Source organism: Hahella sp. CR1, assembly GCF_029813005.1.
Taxonomy (GTDB): Bacteria; Pseudomonadota; Gammaproteobacteria; order Pseudomonadales; family Oleiphilaceae; genus Hahella.
The window spans coordinates 101059-116497 of record NZ_JAPELK010000013.1 but is presented as its reverse complement, the minus strand read 5'-3'; the positions used below and the strand labels follow the sequence as shown (position 1 = coordinate 116497).

The 15439-nt window shown below is 54.3% G+C and carries 13 protein-coding genes; 6 read left to right on the top strand and 7 right to left on the bottom strand.

What is annotated here, in order from left to right; genetic code table 11:
* Positions 1 to 2: 2 nt before the first annotated feature.
* The 3 genes from ONV78_RS25850 to ONV78_RS25840 are packed head-to-tail and all read left to right on the top strand — an operon-like array spanning position 3 to position 5027.
* Positions 3 to 1394, top strand: coding sequence for a hypothetical protein (locus ONV78_RS25850; protein ID WP_279507315.1), 1392 nt, complete (start codon positions 3 to 5; stop codon positions 1392 to 1394).
* On the top strand, positions 1391 to 4534 hold the full coding sequence (locus ONV78_RS25845) for an efflux RND transporter permease subunit (protein WP_279507312.1): 3144 nt from the start codon (positions 1391 to 1393) through the stop codon (positions 4532 to 4534). The genes ONV78_RS25850 and ONV78_RS25845 overlap by 4 nt, the downstream gene beginning before the upstream one ends.
* Positions 4535 to 4547: 13 nt before the next feature.
* Positions 4548 to 5027 carry a nuclear transport factor 2 family protein gene (locus ONV78_RS25840; protein WP_279507310.1) on the top strand — a complete coding sequence of 160 codons (480 nt, stop codon included), beginning with the start codon at positions 4548 to 4550 and terminating at the stop codon, positions 5025 to 5027.
* Between the two features lie 188 nt (positions 5028 to 5215).
* Here the strand turns inward: ONV78_RS25840 and ONV78_RS25835 are convergent, their stop codons facing one another.
* Positions 5216 to 7663: a CHRD domain-containing protein gene (locus ONV78_RS25835; protein WP_279507308.1), complete on the bottom strand. Its 2448-nt coding sequence runs from the start codon at positions 7661 to 7663 to the stop codon at positions 5216 to 5218.
* 226 nt (positions 7664 to 7889) lie between these two features.
* Here ONV78_RS25835 and ONV78_RS25830 point away from each other — a divergent pair, with 226 nt between their 5' ends.
* Positions 7890 to 8630, top strand: coding sequence for a M35 family metallo-endopeptidase (locus ONV78_RS25830; RefSeq protein WP_279507307.1), 741 nt, complete (start codon positions 7890 to 7892; stop codon positions 8628 to 8630).
* Positions 8631 to 8686: 56 nt separating this feature from the next.
* Here the strand turns inward: ONV78_RS25830 and ONV78_RS25825 are convergent, their stop codons facing one another.
* Together ONV78_RS25825 and ONV78_RS25820 are read right to left on the bottom strand one after the other, a co-directional pair.
* Positions 8687 to 9028, bottom strand: a complete 342-nt coding sequence (locus tag ONV78_RS25825) for a hypothetical protein (protein ID WP_279507304.1) — start codon at positions 9026 to 9028, stop codon at positions 8687 to 8689.
* 32 nt (positions 9029 to 9060) lie between these two features.
* A complete protein-coding gene (locus ONV78_RS25820) occupies positions 9061 to 9471 on the bottom strand; it encodes a GFA family protein (RefSeq protein ID WP_279507302.1) in 411 nt (136 codons plus the stop codon).
* A 610-nt stretch (positions 9472 to 10081) separates the two neighbouring features.
* On the opposite strand from ONV78_RS25820, the gene ONV78_RS25815 reads away from it, so the two are divergent.
* Complete coding sequence (locus ONV78_RS25815; protein WP_279507301.1) at positions 10082 to 10717, top strand: LysE family translocator; 636 nt, start codon at positions 10082 to 10084, stop codon at positions 10715 to 10717.
* A gap of 145 nt (positions 10718 to 10862) precedes the next feature.
* Here ONV78_RS25815 and ONV78_RS25810 read toward each other — a convergent pair whose 3' ends face one another.
* Genes ONV78_RS25810 through ONV78_RS25795 form a run of 4 tightly spaced genes read right to left on the bottom strand, consistent with a single transcriptional unit; the run spans position 10863 to position 14440 of the window.
* Entirely contained in the window at positions 10863 to 12557 is a 1695-nt protein-coding gene (locus ONV78_RS25810) for a hypothetical protein (RefSeq protein ID WP_279507299.1), read from the bottom strand.
* Positions 12558 to 12575: 18 nt separating this feature from the next.
* The gene (locus tag ONV78_RS25805; protein WP_279507298.1) at positions 12576 to 13700 is read right to left on the bottom strand and encodes a hypothetical protein; all 1125 of its coding nucleotides are present in this window, start codon (positions 13698 to 13700) and stop codon (positions 12576 to 12578) included.
* Positions 13700 to 13963: a hypothetical protein gene (locus ONV78_RS25800; protein WP_279507297.1), complete on the bottom strand. Its 264-nt coding sequence runs from the start codon at positions 13961 to 13963 to the stop codon at positions 13700 to 13702. The genes ONV78_RS25805 and ONV78_RS25800 overlap by 1 nt, the downstream gene beginning before the upstream one ends.
* 9 nt (positions 13964 to 13972) lie before the next feature.
* On the bottom strand, positions 13973 to 14440 hold the full coding sequence (locus ONV78_RS25795; protein ID WP_216735171.1) for a hypothetical protein: 468 nt from the start codon (positions 14438 to 14440) through the stop codon (positions 13973 to 13975).
* Positions 14441 to 14672: 232 nt separating this feature from the next.
* Between ONV78_RS25795 and ONV78_RS25790 the strand changes: the two genes are divergently transcribed.
* Positions 14673 to 15437, top strand: coding sequence for a transporter substrate-binding domain-containing protein (locus tag ONV78_RS25790; protein WP_279507295.1), 765 nt, complete (start codon positions 14673 to 14675; stop codon positions 15435 to 15437).
* Positions 15438 to 15439: the final 2 nt, after the last annotated feature.

Here is a 15439-nt window from a genome sequence, read left to right as displayed (position 1 = left end):
CTATGAGCCTGGCCTGGATGAAGCGCCGATGGGCGTTGCCCTTGGTGGTCGCGACCGGCGTCGCGGTAGCGGTGGCGATTATCAAGAGTCGCCCGGCGATGGAGCATGCGGATAAGGCGCAGCTTCCTGCGGCGGTGAAGGTGGTGTCCGCCAAGCGTTATGAGGTCAGGCCGCGCATCACCGGATTTGGCGAAGTGGCGCCGGATGTGGTGCTGGACAGTAAGGCGGAGGTGTCAGGAAAAGTGACTTATGTGCACCCGCTGTTGAAGAAGGGCTCCATATTGCCGGCGGGAACGCTGGTGGTCAGCATTGATGATCGCGACTATCAACTGGCGTTGAAACAGGCGGAAGCGGATCTGGCGGTGAGCCGCGCCAACCTGGAGGAAATGCGGCTGAACATTGAGGACACGGAGCAGGACCTGAAACTGGCCCAGGAAAAGCTGGCGATCGCCAGGAAGGAGCAGGAGCGTATCGGGCGGCTGTTGCAGAAAGGCTCCGCTTCGCAATCCAACTACGATGCGCAGCAGTCCGTCGTGCTGCAGTTGAGGCAGGAAACACAGAAGCTGAATAATCAGCTGCAAACCCTGCCGTATCAATTACAGGTGCTGCAAGCCAAGCAGGATATCGCAGAAGCGGCGGTGGAGACGCAGAAGCGCAATCTGGAGCGCACTCACATCAGCCTGCCGTTCAATGCCCGCGTTACCCGCCTGTCGGTGGAGGAGAACCAGTTCGTCGCTGTAGGCGCGTCACTGTACGGCGCTCAGACCATTGATAAAGTGTTGGTTAATGCGCAGTTTCCCCTTAGCCAGTTCCGTCTTTTAGCGGAAGGGTTCGCCAATCTGGAGGATCTGTTTCAGAAGTTTCTGGAGCAGGACGCCGCCAGCAATATTTTCACTGAGCTGGACCTTGCCGCCAGCGTCGCTCTGGCGGAAGACGGCGACACGCACTGGGACGCCAAAGTGGAGCGCATCAGCAATAATCTGGAAGCGGCCTCGCGCACCCTCGGCGTGATCGTCGGGGTTGATAATCCCTATCGCACCGCTCGCCCCGGCGTGCGGCCGCCGTTGATAGAAGGAATGTACGCCAAAGTGGAGCTGCAAGGCGCGCCGCAGCCGTTCTTAGTGCTGCCGCGGGACGCTTTGCGGGAGCATGAGCTGTATGTGGTGGATAAAGATAATCGCCTGCGCCGAATCAAACCCCACTACAAAACCCAGGGCGCGATGTTGTTAATCCGGCAGGATGACAACGAGGGCGATAACGCTATTCACGAGGGCGAACGCGTCGTCACTACCGACCTGTTTCCCGCTGTAGCGGGCATGTTGGTGACTCCGCAGGAAGATAATGAAGCCGAAGCGCTGATCGAGCAGTGGGCGCAAGGCAGGCAAACCCTATGATCCGCTTTTTCGCCACGCATCCTACGGCGGCGAATCTGCTGATGGGCTTCTTTATGTTCATCGGCGTGATGACGCTGCCGCAGATCAAGCGGGAGACCTTCCCGGAAATAAAAAGCTATGAAGTCGAGGTGAAAGTCGCCTATCCCGGCGCCACGCCGACGGATATCGAGCTGTCCGTCTGCAAGCCGCTGGAGGAAGCGGTGGAGGGCGTTAGTTTCATGGAGGAAGTGCGCTGTGAAGCCCGTAACTCCATGGGCCTGATGACCCTGAAAATGCTGGAGGACGGCGACTTTGACGACTTTATCGATGACGTAAAAAGCGCCGTGGATGAGATCAGCTCCCTGCCGGAGCAGTCGGAAGAGCCTGTCGTCAAGGAGCTGGGGCGCACGCAAAACGTGGTGACCATCGCCTTGACCGCGGACCTGCCCCGCAGCGAGCTGAAAACCCTGGCGGAAGAGGTGAAACAGCGCATCCTGCGTAACCCGGATATCCCATTGGTGGACATACAGGGGTTCTCTGATCGGCAATTTCAGATTCAGGCGCCGGAAAGCAATTTGCGTCAATACGGCCTGAGTTTGCAGGACATCGCCAATCTGGTGGCGAAGCAGGATGTGGACCTGCCGGCGGGAGATGTGAAAACAGACTACCGCGACTATCAGATTCGCTTCAGCGATGAAAAACGCACCGTCACGGACCTGGAGAATCTGGTGGTGTTGCGGGGCGGCAATGGGGCGGAAGTGCGCCTGGGGGACATCGCCAAAATTGTCGACGAATTTGAGCTGGAGGAGAACAAATCCACCTTCGACGGCAAGCCCGCCGCCTTTTTGAAAATATCCAAAAACACCCGTGACGACAGTCTGCGTATTCTGCAGGAAGTGGAGACGTTTATTGCGGAAGAGAGCCAGCGTTTGCCGCCGGAAGTAACGCTGAGTCTGACCCAGGATTACACCAGCGTCGTCAAAGACCGCATCAGCATGTTGAGCAGCAACGCCTGGCAGGGGCTGGTGCTGGTGTTTGCGGTGATGTGGCTGTTTTTCGGCGCCCGTTATGCGTTTTGGGTGGTGATGGGGTTGCCGGTGTCATTCCTGGCCAGCGCCTTCGTGCTGGGGCATATGGGCGTGAGCATCAACATGCTTTCCATGGTGGCGTTGCTGTTGGCGCTGGGGATTCTCATGGATGACGCCATTGTCATCAGTGAGAGCATCGGCACGGAGATGCGCAAGGGCAAGCGGCCCCTGCAGGCGGCGGTGGACGGAACGTTGATGGTGGCGAAAGGGGTGTTTTCGTCGTTTCTCACGACCCTGTGCATGTTCACCGGGCTGTTGTTCCTGGAAGGCGATATTGGTCAGGTGCTGGTGGTCGTACCGATCGTGCTGATCTCGGTGATCACTATTTCGTTGATTGAAGCGTTTTTCATTCTGCCCCATCACTTACAACACTCTCTCGCCCATGCGGAGAAACAGCAAGACTCCCGATTTCGCATAGGGTTTGAACAGCGTTTTGAGAAGATCCGACAAGGGCTTGATCGGCGCGTGTCAGTGTTGATCAAACATCGCTACGGCTTTGTCGGCGCCGTTATCGCCACGTTCATTCTGTGCGTCAGTCTGCTGGCCTCGGGGGTTATCAAATTCTCTGCGTTTCCGGACCTGGAAGGGGATATCGTGCAGGCGCGCCTGATCATGCCTACCGGGACCTCACAGGCGCGTACGGAGGCCATGGTGGCGCATTACTCTCAGGCGCTGGAGCAAACTGCTTCCGAATTCAACAAGGAGCAGGAGGAGCCTGCGATAGGTTCCGTGACGGTGAACTATGGCCAGAATGCGGACGCCTTCGAAACTGGTCCCCATTTAGCTACCATCAGCGTCGACCTGCTCACCGCCGAGCGTCGCAATTTCAGTTTGCAGGCCTTTACGTCACGCTGGCGTGAACTGGCTGGGGAAACGCCGGACGTATGGTCGGTGCTGTTCAAGGAGCCGACGATCGGGCCGGGCGGACGCGCGATTGAAATACGCCTGCGTGGCGACGATCTGGAGTCATTGTCGCTGGCGTCTCATGAGTTGCAGAACTGGCTGGCGGGCTATCCTGGCGTAATCAACCTGCTGGATGATCTGCGTCCGGGCAAGCCGGAGTTCACCTTACACTTGAAGTCCGGCGCTTACGATCTGGGCCTGGACGCGCAAACCATCGCCGCGCAATTACGCGCCGCGTTTCAGGGCGTGACGGTGCTGGAGTCGAGCGTCGGCCTGGAAACCTACGAGGTGGTGGTGCGCCTGGATGATGAGTCCCGCGACGAGTTGGCGGACTTCGACAACTTCCCCATTGTGCATCCGGTCAGCAAGGCGCTGATTCCGCTATCCAACGTGGCGGAGATCATCCCCAGCCGCAGCTACTCGCGCATCAACCGGGTGGATAATCAGCGCACGGTCACGGTGTATGGCGATGTCGACATCAGCCTGAATAACACCAAGGCGGTGATCGGCGACATGCAGAAGCACTTTTTGCCGCAACTGCAGCAACGCTATCCAGACATTCAGCTGAGTATTCAGGGCGAGATCAAAGAGGGCGCGGCCACTCAGGGCTCGATGAAACTTGGCTTTCTGATGGGGCTGGCGGGCATCTTTATTCTGTTGAGCTTCCAGTTCAAATCCTATGTGGAGCCGGTCATCGTTATGCTCAACATCCCCATGGCGTTTATCGGCGTGATTGTGGGGCATGTGGTGATGGGAATGGACATCACCATGCCGTCGCTGTTGGGATTTGTGTCGCTGGCGGGCATTGTCGTCAACGATTCCATCCTGCTGGTGGAGTTCGTCAAGATGCGGGTGGGGCAGGGTATGAATGTGCATGACGCCGCCGCGAAGGCGAGCCATGACCGCTTCCGCGCGGTACTGCTGACTTCCCTGACCACCATGGCGGGGATGACGCCGCTGCTGTTTGAAACCAGCCTGCAGGCGCAGATTCTGATTCCTTTGGCCACCAGTATTGTGTTCGGCGTAGGCGCATCTACGCTTTTGGTATTGTTTGTCATCCCTTGTGTGTATACGATCCTTGAAGACTTCGGTCTGACCAGGGCGGTCGTCGGCGAACCCGAGGAGGAGTTTGCGCCGGCGCAGAATCCGCCGCCGCTTACACAAGAATAAAAGGACAAAAGGTATGCACCCTAACGCCGAACTGGTGACCCGTTTTTATGAAGCCTTTAAGGATAAAGATTATCGAACCATGCAAGCCTGCTATCACGAAGAGGCGGAGTTTCAGGATGAAGTGTTCACCCTTAAGGGCAAGGAAATCGGGGCCATGTGGCATATGCTGTGCGAACGCGGGGCGGACCTGTCGTTGCACTTTCATCACGTTGAAGCCGACGATCGGCGAGGCTCAGCTCGCTGGCGCGCGGGTTATACCTTTTCCACAACCGGGCGTTACGTGCTGAACAAACTACGCGCCGAATTTGAATTCAAGGACGGCAAAATATATCGCCACCGCGACCGCTTCGACTTCTGGCGCTGGTCCCGTCATGCGTTAGGCTTGACTGGCTGGGCGCTGGGCTGGTCGCAAATGTTGCGGGATAAAGTGCAGGCCACAGCGGATACAAACCTGCGGCGCTTTATGGATAAGAACCCGGAATACAAAGCCTAGGGAGCCTCTGAAAAACGTTGGCGAGGCCGCCAGTGCAAGGAAAAAGTTGGCGAAAAAGCGCAGTTTATCGTGAATAAATGAGCATTTTGAGCCGACTTTTGACGCCGTAATGGCGGCCGCAGGTAGTTTTTCAGAGGTTCCCTAGATGGCTTAATGAAGAGCGCCGCCTTGAAAGGCGGCGCTGACGGTTACTCCTTATTCCCTTCCACTTTGAAGGTTAGGGCGCCGTTTAACAGGTCGTCATAGTCCGGTAAACGTCCCTCTGCCTGAAACAACGTCGGCAAATCGCTGTTTTGTTCAAGCTCTGCTATCAACGCGCCGTTGGCGTTTTGAATGGTCGCCGCAACGCTGTCGGGAGCGAGCCCCTTGATATTGAGCGCCGCCGTAAAGTCATGGGCGTCGATATCCGTCACCGTCACATAGCCGGAGAAGCCATTCTCGGCGCTGGAGTTATCCTTTAGCGCAAAACTGTTATTGGAAACAACCTGACCGCGCAGTTCTCCGCTGGGGTTGGCATTGCTGTGGACATTCAGATAGAAGCCGCCGCGCAACAGGCCGGCGACGTCCGCCAGCTTGGCGCCGCGGGCTGCGCTGAACAGCTCACCGTCGCCATTCACATCTTCCAGAGGCAGAGTCACATCGCCATTGACGCCGGCGAAGCCAGCATGCAGATGAGCGGCGGTGGCGTTGAAGCCCTGGTTGAGAATATTGATCCAGATAGCGCCAGTTTCATCATGCACTGTGACGTAGCCTGTCGAGGCGATATCTTCAGCGATGGGTTGGGTCACCGGTGGATTTTCCTGTTCCCCCTGTAACTCAGTCCGCATGGCAATGATATGCTCCGGAGTGATCTGACCACGTACTTCGCCGCTGGAATTGGCGTCGGAGTGAACATTGAAGTAATAGCCGCCGATAAGCAGCTTGGCGAGCTGGTTTTCCTCCAGCTTGGTCACTTTATTGAAGTGCGAGCCCGGGGCGGCGCCGTCGGCGTCGCTCACGTCATTGAGGGCGAAGACGATATCGCCGTTAGCCCCGGCGAAATTGTTGTGCACATGGGCTGCAGTCGCGGTGAATCCAGCATTCAGAATGTTGGCCCACACCACGCGGGTATCGGTTCTGATCGTCAGATATCCCAGGCTGTTCACCTGCTCACTGGCTGGAGTGAGAACGGGAGGCGCTTCCTGCTCCCCCTCTAGAGAGGCGCGAACGGTCTGCACATGCTGGGGAAGAATCTGACCACGGGCTTCGCCAGAAGGGTTCGCTTCCGAGTGAGTGTTCAGATACAGACCGCCATTGAGAAACTTGGCGAGCTGACTCTGATCCATCTCCACAACCTTGCTGAAGGAGGTTCCCTCCGCTTGCTCCAGATCGGCGCTGATATCGTTGAGAGCAAAGACGATGTCGCCGTTAGCCCCGGCGAATTCGCTGTGCAGATGCGCCGCGGTGGCGTTAAAGCCATGGTTCTGCAGGTTGACCCAGACTTTGGGAAGATCGCTTCTGACCGTCACGTAGCCAATGCCATAGGCGCTCTCAGCTGCTGGCGCAGCCACGGGAGGAACTTCCTGCTCGCCCTGCAACAGCAGGCGAGAGGTTTGTACATTTTTAGGCAGAATCTGTCCACGCACTTCGCCGCTGGGATTCGCTTCGGAATGAACATTCAAGTAATAACCGCCGTTAAGCAGCTTGGGCAGGTTTGCGGCTACCGCGCCGGGGGCGCTGCTGAAAAATACGCCGGGCTCCAGACCTTGATCCGCGCTGACGTCATTCAACGCAATCACCACATCTCCGTTGGCTCCGGCGAAGTTGGAGTGAACGTGGGCGGCGGTTCCTTGGAAGCCGATGTTCTGGATATTCGCCCAGATTCTGCCGTCATCGGTATCCACGGTGAAATAACCAATGCTTTCGATGTCGGCGGCAGCGGGTGTCGTCACAGGAGGTACTTCCTGCGCGCCTTCCAGCGCTATTCTTACCGCCTGGATGTCCCCGGGAATAATCTGGCCGCGTAATTGCCCCTTGGGATTTTTGTCTGTATGGACATTGAAGTACCAGCCGCCGCTTAGCAGCAGATTCAACGATGCGCCGGGCAGATTGCTTAATTTCGTACCGCTGGGCAGATAGAACAGATTGGGGTCCAGTTCGTCGCGGGACAGGGCGATCAGCATGTCGCCATTGGCGCCGGCGAAGCCTTTGTGTAGGTGAACGGCGGTGACGGCGTCGTCCTCATCCAAACCTGTGATTTTGACGCTGGCGGACAAGGTTTCGTTACCTTCGCCCATAGACGAATCCAGTTTGAATTCCGCAGTTGCCGTGGCGTTTTTATTGACCAGTTTATCAACGCCGTCTGCGTTCACCTCCTGCTCCACGCTCAAGGTTACATCGAAAATACGCAGACTGGCGGATTCGGTCGCGCGTTCGCTGGAGGGCAGCAAATCAGATTGCAGCGCTGCTGACGGCAGCAGTCTGGAAGGAAGCTGCGCTGCGGGTAAGACGTTCTGGATGGGGGCTGTCAGCGTCACCTTGGAGGTGTTGTCGGTACTGGGGCGGCCATTGTCATCGCTGCTGCAGGCCGCCAATGTGCATATCGCGCCTACACAGAGCACTGCTCGGGAAGGACGCGTCAGTTCAAAAAGATTCATCAAGAGGTTCTCCCTGTTTCATGAAATACAGCCGGCGGCGGACAAAACCACCCCGGCGTGATTTTTTTATCGTCAGTCGTATGACGACCGAGAAGAGTGGTTTGGATGCAGCGGAAGAGAAATTTATTTGGACTAAGCACTATTGCTTATAAGGGGAAAAATGTCCTAGGTCGCTTTCCCGGGTGAGGAATATATAAAAACATAGAACTACTCGGAGAGTTAAATCATGGCTTACACATTAAGATTTGAAAGCATGGGGGATGCAGCCCCTTTTAATAACGGCGAACAGGTGAAAATAAGCAATGCATTAAGCATGCTGGAAACAATATTGGCGGAGTCTATTACTCTTCCAAAATGCAGCTCGATAAATAGATGGTTTGGCGGAGGGAATATCAAGGCGGTCCTCGAAGGCTTAAATAATATGCATAAGTATTTAACAAGGAAATGCACTAGCCTGACCTTTGTCTCTGCGCCCAGGCACCCCAAAGATTATATTGGCTGGGTCAGGCCGATGGTTAAAGTAGGATTGAACCCTTACGATTCTGATTTTGACAATCAACTGGGACAATCTTCCCATAGAAATAATGATAACTTCTTCCATCGCCTGAATAACAATGCGCCTCAAAGCAAGAAGTATACGGTCAAGGAAACGACAGGCACTTTCAGAGCCAACTGTGGATACGTTAACGTGCAAAGCGGACTGCGAATCTACCTGACGCCAGGCTACCTGAGCGGTAACTTTGACGAGAATGATCGCAATGACGAACAGTGGTTCAAATTCCGTTGCGTCGCCCACGAACTTAGCCACCGAATTCTGGATACCATCGATATCGCATATGGAGCGCATGAGTGTGGCAGACTGGCGATAGGATCGGACAAGCGGGCGTCACTTAATAATGCGGATAACTGGGGATTGTTCCTGGCGGAAATATACAAGTTCCGTAACTTAAGAGCTTTGCCGAGCTAAGTAATAAAGTTTAACGGAAAGGGAGAGCCTTTTGCTTCCTTTCTGTTTTTTATGACTTAGTCTTCAACTTCATGTTTTATCGGTACGTCAACACACAATACTTCATCTAACTTCCAAAAGCGGTCAAACAGTTCAGACTCGCATTCGAATGAGCCAAATATATTTTCTATGTTCTCACGTCCAAATACTAAGATAGGGAGTTCATGCTGAATGAAAAAGGCCTTTAGGTCTTGGTGGATAAATATTACTGATCCTGGTTTTAATGGCTGATATAGAATATCTGAAGTCAAAACTATTGGAATAAAGTGATAGTCTGATTCAGAAATAGAATGACTTTTTAGCCATTCTATTAACTCAGGCTTTTCTCTCACAATGAAGCCGGTTTTTAGATTGTCCACATTACTATCATTTGCCGTACGCTGTACTTGAGCTAGCCGCCCCGCCCGGGCTCATGCGCTTCATACCGGGGAAGCTGGGCGTCCAGGTCATCCCAGTTTGCTTTTGAGGTGACGAAGTTGTGGGAGAGGGGGCGTTCGGCAATGTCTGAATCCAGAATTCCGAGACGCAGTCTCACCCGGTCAGGCGCTGCATCGTTTGAACTGAAGACCGGGGAAGCGCAGGTCCGGCAAAAGTGGCGTTTGCGTCCGGGCGCCATTTCGAAAAAGGCCAAGTGCTCTGCGCCCTCCTGAACTCTCAAGTCCGCCGTATTTACAAACCCATTGGTGGCGTAAGCCGTGCCGCTGCTCTTCCTGCACTTGGAGCAATGGCAATGAATAATCGACTCAATCGGCCCTTGGATTTCAATTTTGACCTGACCGCAAAGACAGCTTCCTTTGTACATCTTGTTTCCTGTGCTCCTGTTGAGATAACCATTCCTGTCTGTGGAAAGTCAGACAGTGGACGTATGCAAATATGCGGGCTTATAGGTGCGCATACCAGCAGATATTGCTTCGATAATCTGTACAAGGGCGTTGACGCCTCTAACTATCAGTGATGTGTAAGCTATAGAAATCGTGATCGAGATATTCATTAAGCCGGCTTTTTATGTTTGAGACAGTCAGTTCTCCGCTGTGCACACGCTCTTCAACCTGCTGATACTTATCTGGCTAATTACTCGCCCTGTATAAATCGGCCTTTATACTAAGCAGAGGCGCTCCTAACGCAAGCGAATATTCAGAGAAGCAGCCTGAAAGAAAATTATCTAGAAGGCGCTACTCAGCTAACTCTTACTTCACCAAACATGGATCAAGCACGTTAACGTTTCCTTTGAAGGGCTGGTGCGTCTTGTTTTCTCAAATTCATAGCTTGAGCCCCACCTTTTTCAATTACACAGCCTAAAAACTCAATTGGATTCAATTAATTGAATTAACTACTATCTTGATCGTTCAGCGGCGATGGCTCGCGCTGTTTTGAGGCTGTGCGTCTATGTTTGCGTGGTAAAGGAGTGGGTGATGGGGTTGGATGTCTGGCTTATGTTTTCACTGGCCTATTTGGTCACTACTTTATCACCAGGGCCGAATGTTCTGTTGGTGGTTAAGAACAGTTTCCAGTATGGGTGGAAGTCCGCGTTTGTGACGGTGCTGGGAAATCTGTCCTGCCAGTTTGTGATCGTATGCCTTGTCGCCATTGGCGTGGGGGAGCTTCTTGAGCAGCTTCCGATATGGTTCACCCTGATGAAAGTATTGGGTGGAGCGTATCTTATCTATCTCGGTTGCAAAAGCCTGAGGGCTGGCGGCAAGTCAAACCTGTCTTTACCAGATAATACGCAGCAGGCGGCGCAATTCAGCTCACGCAAGCTCTACACTGAAGCTTTTCTTGTTTCCGCAAGCAATCCTAAGACATTGATATTCTTATCCGCCTTTCTGCCTCAATTCGTCAATGCGGAACAGTCGCACCTGGAGCAGTTTGGCGCTATGTATGTTTCTATATGCGTCATTGTCACCGGTGTTCACCTGGGCTACGCCATGTTAATCAGTCGAGTTGGGCAACGGTTTCTCGCACAGGATATTGAACGGAAGATATCAAAAGTCTCTGGCGGATTGTTTATCACCATGGGCGGCGGGGTGCTGTTGAGTCAACGCGTATAGCGGTATGAGCAGGCTGTTTGCATCAAACCGCCCCACAGCTTCCAGACTGGGCTGCATCGCTTGGGCCCTGATCTCAGCGAGGGCGTCGCCGTCCTGATTGGTCGCATTTTCGTAGTGCGTGGTCGGCGCTGATTGAATCACTGCCTTACTGCTCCCTCAATTCTTGTTCCGCCGGATAGCGGCTAAACAGATTAAAGTGTCCATATAGATATTTATTGGGAAAGTCAGGGGAGATGACGACGCCTTTGGCGAGTATGCCCTGCTTGCCGAAACGTTTGGTGTAGGGCTCCAGGTAGAAGGCGACAGTTAGAGGCGTGTGGGACAGTTGGCCCAGCGTGGCGCTGTAGGTGACGGTGTCCACGGTGACGTCTTTGCGCAGTTTGGCGTAGTCGGGGAGGTTAATCTCGCGCAGGTCGAGGGTGGTAACGGGAGGCGGCGCGTTTTTGTCTTTGTTGAATGGCTGGCGATACAGCTCATTGCGGTATGCGGTCATATAATCGCTCAGGACATCGAACAGATAGCGGCTGAATTTATCCCAAAACGGGCCGACCTGATCCGGGTGAACGCCCACCAGCCAGTTTTGCTTTTCGGTATACAGACGTCTCTGTTTTTCGCGATCAATACTTTTAAACAGCAAAGTCGCGAACAGCTTCTGGCTTTGTTTGGTCCAGTCCGACTCCAGGGGCGTCGGCAAAGGCTGTTGTTCGACCACATGGCGGTAGCGCTGATAGTTGCGCCAGGCCTCATACCGCGCCAGCGCGCCGAACATGACATCCGCCAGTGTGGTGATTTCGCTGGGGCGGAATGAGCCGTCCTTGATGGTTTTCAGCGACTTTTCCAGATAGGCCTGCATCTCCTTCTGCTCGCGTTCGTAGATTTCCGCTGCGCTGTCCAGTTCCGGGGCGGGGTATTCGTGGCGGCCTGCGATGAGCTGACGGCCCTCGTTGGCGATTTCACTCATATCGTGCAGCTTGTTGAAAAACCCAACCGCCCACACCACGCAGACCAGAATGCAGACGCCTGCGGTGGCCAGGTGTTTGCCGGTGACGCCGGACTTATCCCGCCGGTGATCCGGCAGCAGCATCAGAATGGAAAGCCCCGCCAGGCTGAATAAGCCCAACAGCCCCACCAGCATGCTGTAGCCTTTGCTTTCCGCATAAAGAATGCAGCCGCGCAGCAAGACCAGATGACCCACGAAGAAGGGGATATAGCCCAGGTCAATGCCGGCGGAGTAGAGAAAGTTGATCTTCAGCAGGTAACTGTCGGAGACAAACACAATGGTCAGGATCAGGCCAGCCCAGGACAGCCACTTCGCCGCCCGCTTTTGCTCAGAGTCCGCCTCTTCCAGTCGAAACGGTTCCGCCTGCACAGGGGCTGGCTGCGGCGGCGGGTTTTGCAGCCGTTCCTGCATCTGGCGATACTTTTCCAGAATGACGCCGCAATCGAGACACTGAGTGGCGTCGATATTCTGTGACAGACACTTCGGGCAACGGGAGCGGTCATCTGTCTTGGGCGGTACTTCCGCAGTCTGTGGCGACGCTGTCGGTGAGCCTGATGTTTTGTTTTGATGCGGTGTTGTATTCGTTGCGACGGAGGGAGCGGCGGTGTTCTTCGTCTGCTCTCGTACTGCGCCGATGGCTCCGACACGGGCGAACTGCTGCTGATAGGACTTAGCGGTGAACTCGTTTAATCCTTCGCGACGAAATATGGCTTCGCCGCTGAACAGGGGCGCCAGCTCGGCGGCGTCGGTCTGGAACAGCTTGGCCAGTCCGGCCTGGGTCTTACCCTGGTCCGCGCCAGGGGAAAGTTGGCCTCTGAATTCGAAGGAATACTGCTTCATACCTGTTTCATAACTGTTTCATACCAGGGGACTCCTGAGCAAACAGGCGCAGAAGGCCAGAAGCCGCAGTTTCTCCTGTGGCGAGAGATCGGCTTTGCGAATTTGCGCCGCAGGCTCCGGCGTGGCGTACACCAACGCCGCCAAATTGCCTTCCTGATCCAGCACCGCCATGGCGTTCTGCGGGTCCCAGGAAGGGGAGGCCGCAGACTTGGCGCGTTTACGCTTGAGGAAATCCAGAACTTTCTTCGCATGCCCCAGATACTCGGCGACGGGCCCCAAAGCGGTGTCTTCCACCAGCTTCTCCTGAATCTTGCCCAGAGCGTCTTTGCTGCTTTCGTGAACGCGCACGGCCTGCCGCCATTCATAGACGAGGGCGCCTTGCGCATCCGTCAAGGTCGCGCTTTGTTGTTTGCGCTCAATGACGCCGAGGTCTTGTTGCTCCGCATCGATCAGTCGATGCTTTTTCGCGCCGACCCAAAAGACGGGAAGTTCCTGCTGATAAATGCGGTGTGCGCCACGGGCGTCGGCAATGGACTGCAGCATGCGCGGTTGCAGCAGCCGGGGAAGGCAGATGATAGCCAGCAGCAGAAAAATAATGCTAAGGACGCTGGCGAGAGCGCCCCATTGCAGATAGTGCGTCATCACCCGCAGCAGGTGATTCTGCAACGTCAGAGCCAGTCCGGTTGAGGCCAGCACTAACGCCAGCGGGCTCCAATACGCGTTGTGATTGACGATACGGGCGACGGGCTCGTCGGACTCAGTGGACACCGTAAGAGACTCAGAGAAATGAACCAGATGAGGCGTCAGCTTGCCCGCTTCAAACAGCAGTATTTGATCATCCGGCTCATCTTGGACAGGTTCCTGCGGGGCGGGCAATAGGCCTGCTTGCAGGCAGGCGGGGTTTAATTGCAGCGCCAGCTCCGTCAGCAAACCAAGCTGATGCAGTTTTTTCTGCCAGCCCTGAGCCTGTTTCCAGGTCAGATTACTTTTCAGTTTCACCGGCGCGCCGGCGAATACCTTGGCGGTCATGGCGTCGTTCAGACGCAACTGCGCTTTCAAATTACGCTGAACCTGAACAAGCTCCTGGCCGCTGGCGAGCTTGCCACGCGTGACGACCTGATAGGTTTCCACGGCGTCCTGCATTATTCCGACACGCTATGTTTAGCATTGAAAAAAAACAGACCGACTATTTGCAATAGCAATGCCGCTCCGAGAAGGCCGACCGGCCATAGCGAGGGGGATTGATCCATGGCTTCATAGGAGCCGCCGTATGCGGACAATGCCGCAGCGAACCAGAGGCAGGCTGCTGCGGCTTTCACCTTGTTGCCAAGCCTTGTCCGGCGCGACAACGCGTTGAACCACGACGGATGTATGCTTTTCGCCAGCGACGGCTTACTACGACTCATGATGAAAAATCAGCGTGAGGACAGGGCGTGAAACAATTCCTTCAGCAGGTCCTTCTCTTCAGCAATGATGCGTTCGTTGAACTTGTAGGGATAGCTATTAACGCTGGCGGCGGCGATATCCAGGCAATAATTCATCATGGCCTGTTTGCTTTCCATCTGGTCCTGGTAGTTGGATTTGCTCTCGATTCGATCCAGGCACAGTTCTCTAAGTTCGCGCAGCATTTCCCGATCGGGACGGGTTTGCGTGAAGCGGTCGAGAAACTCGTTGATGTCATCGTCGGAAATGAATTCGATATCCGGAGATTCGCGACTGACCCGGCTCAGATGTTCGATGGTGTAGCGGTAGAGAATTTTCACTTCGGCGTCCTGACAACGGCCATCCGCCCAGATCATTTCAATCAGGGGAATCAGCTCAAGCAGGTAGATGTGGGACTCCTTTAAGCCGTGTTTTTGTAAAAAATTGTCAAACCCTTGCACTACAATTTCCTATTTTTCCAATCTCGGTTAAGGGCGTTTTGCGCCCGAACTCATACAGATACGCGATATTATAGCGCTTATTCAGATTCTCGCCCGAATTTCACAGATTGTGAACTCGCCCATTGACGCGTCCGTCCTCACTGGCGGCTTTAACGTCTTCTGCTAGCCTTACCTGCGATAACCAATAATAGGTTGCGGAGCTTCTCCGTAGTAAAAAATGAAAGGTAAACAAATGAAAAAGACATTATTTAACCGCTTGATGAATGTGCTTGTTTTATCCGCCGCCGTGGTCTTTTCCGGGACCTGCGCTGCAGAAAAAGTGACCCTGGCCAATGGTGAATGGGCGCCGTATCTATCTGAAAACCTCAAAGAATATGGCGTGATTTCCGATGTGGTGAAGAAAGCCTTCGCCAATGAAAATATTGAAGTGGAATATGTCTTCCTGCCTTGGAAGCGGGGTTATGAAGACGCCAAGAACGGCAAGCTGAATGGCTCGCTGATCTGGAGTCGCACCGAAGACCGGGAGAAGGATTTCGACTACAGCGACACAGTTATCGACCTGAAGACCGTTGCGTTTTTCAAAAAGGGCAGCGGCTTCGACTGGAGTGACGCAGCGTCTATGAAAGGCAAAAAACTGGGCGGCGTCACCGGCTATAGCTACGGTTTCGATGAAGAGGAAAAATCAGGGATGGTCAGCATTGAGCGGGTGTCCAGCGCGGACGCCAACGTGAAAAAGCTGCTGGCGGGACGTTTGGACGCCTATATGGAAGACCTTGATGTAGGCAGCGAGCTGATGAACAGCATGGGCGTGATGGATCAAGTTGAAGTGCATCCCAAGCCGATCAAGGAGAAGTCTTACCACTTGATTCTGAATAAGACGCAACCGGAAAACAAAAAGCTGATGGAAGCCTTTAACCGCGGTTTGCAGAAGCTGAAAGACAGCGGCGAGTACGACAAAATGATTGAAGCTTCCCGCCGCGGCGAATACAAAAAGTAAGT

Bases quoted from the DNA above. Each gene is read 5' to 3' on its own strand.
- ONV78_RS25850 (WP_279507315.1), top strand. From the start codon at position 3: ATGAGCCTGGCCTGGATGAAGCGCCGATGGGCGTTGCCCTTGGTGGTC.
- ONV78_RS25845 (WP_279507312.1), top strand. From the start codon at position 1,391: ATGATCCGCTTTTTCGCCACGCATCCTACGGCGGCGAATCTGCTGATG.
- ONV78_RS25840 (WP_279507310.1), top strand. From the start codon at position 4,548: ATGCACCCTAACGCCGAACTGGTGACCCGTTTTTATGAAGCCTTTAAG.
- ONV78_RS25835 (WP_279507308.1), bottom strand. From the start codon at position 7,663: ATGAATCTTTTTGAACTGACGCGTCCTTCCCGAGCAGTGCTCTGTGTA.
- ONV78_RS25830 (WP_279507307.1), top strand. From the start codon at position 7,890: ATGGCTTACACATTAAGATTTGAAAGCATGGGGGATGCAGCCCCTTTT.
- ONV78_RS25820 (WP_279507302.1), bottom strand. From the start codon at position 9,471: ATGTACAAAGGAAGCTGTCTTTGCGGTCAGGTCAAAATTGAAATCCAA.
- ONV78_RS25815 (WP_279507301.1), top strand. From the start codon at position 10,082: ATGGGGTTGGATGTCTGGCTTATGTTTTCACTGGCCTATTTGGTCACT.
- ONV78_RS25810 (WP_279507299.1), bottom strand. From the start codon at position 12,557: ATGAAGCAGTATTCCTTCGAATTCAGAGGCCAACTTTCCCCTGGCGCG.
- ONV78_RS25805 (WP_279507298.1), bottom strand. From the start codon at position 13,700: ATGCAGGACGCCGTGGAAACCTATCAGGTCGTCACGCGTGGCAAGCTC.
- ONV78_RS25800 (WP_279507297.1), bottom strand. From the start codon at position 13,963: ATGAGTCGTAGTAAGCCGTCGCTGGCGAAAAGCATACATCCGTCGTGG.
- ONV78_RS25790 (WP_279507295.1), top strand. From the start codon at position 14,673: ATGAAAAAGACATTATTTAACCGCTTGATGAATGTGCTTGTTTTATCC.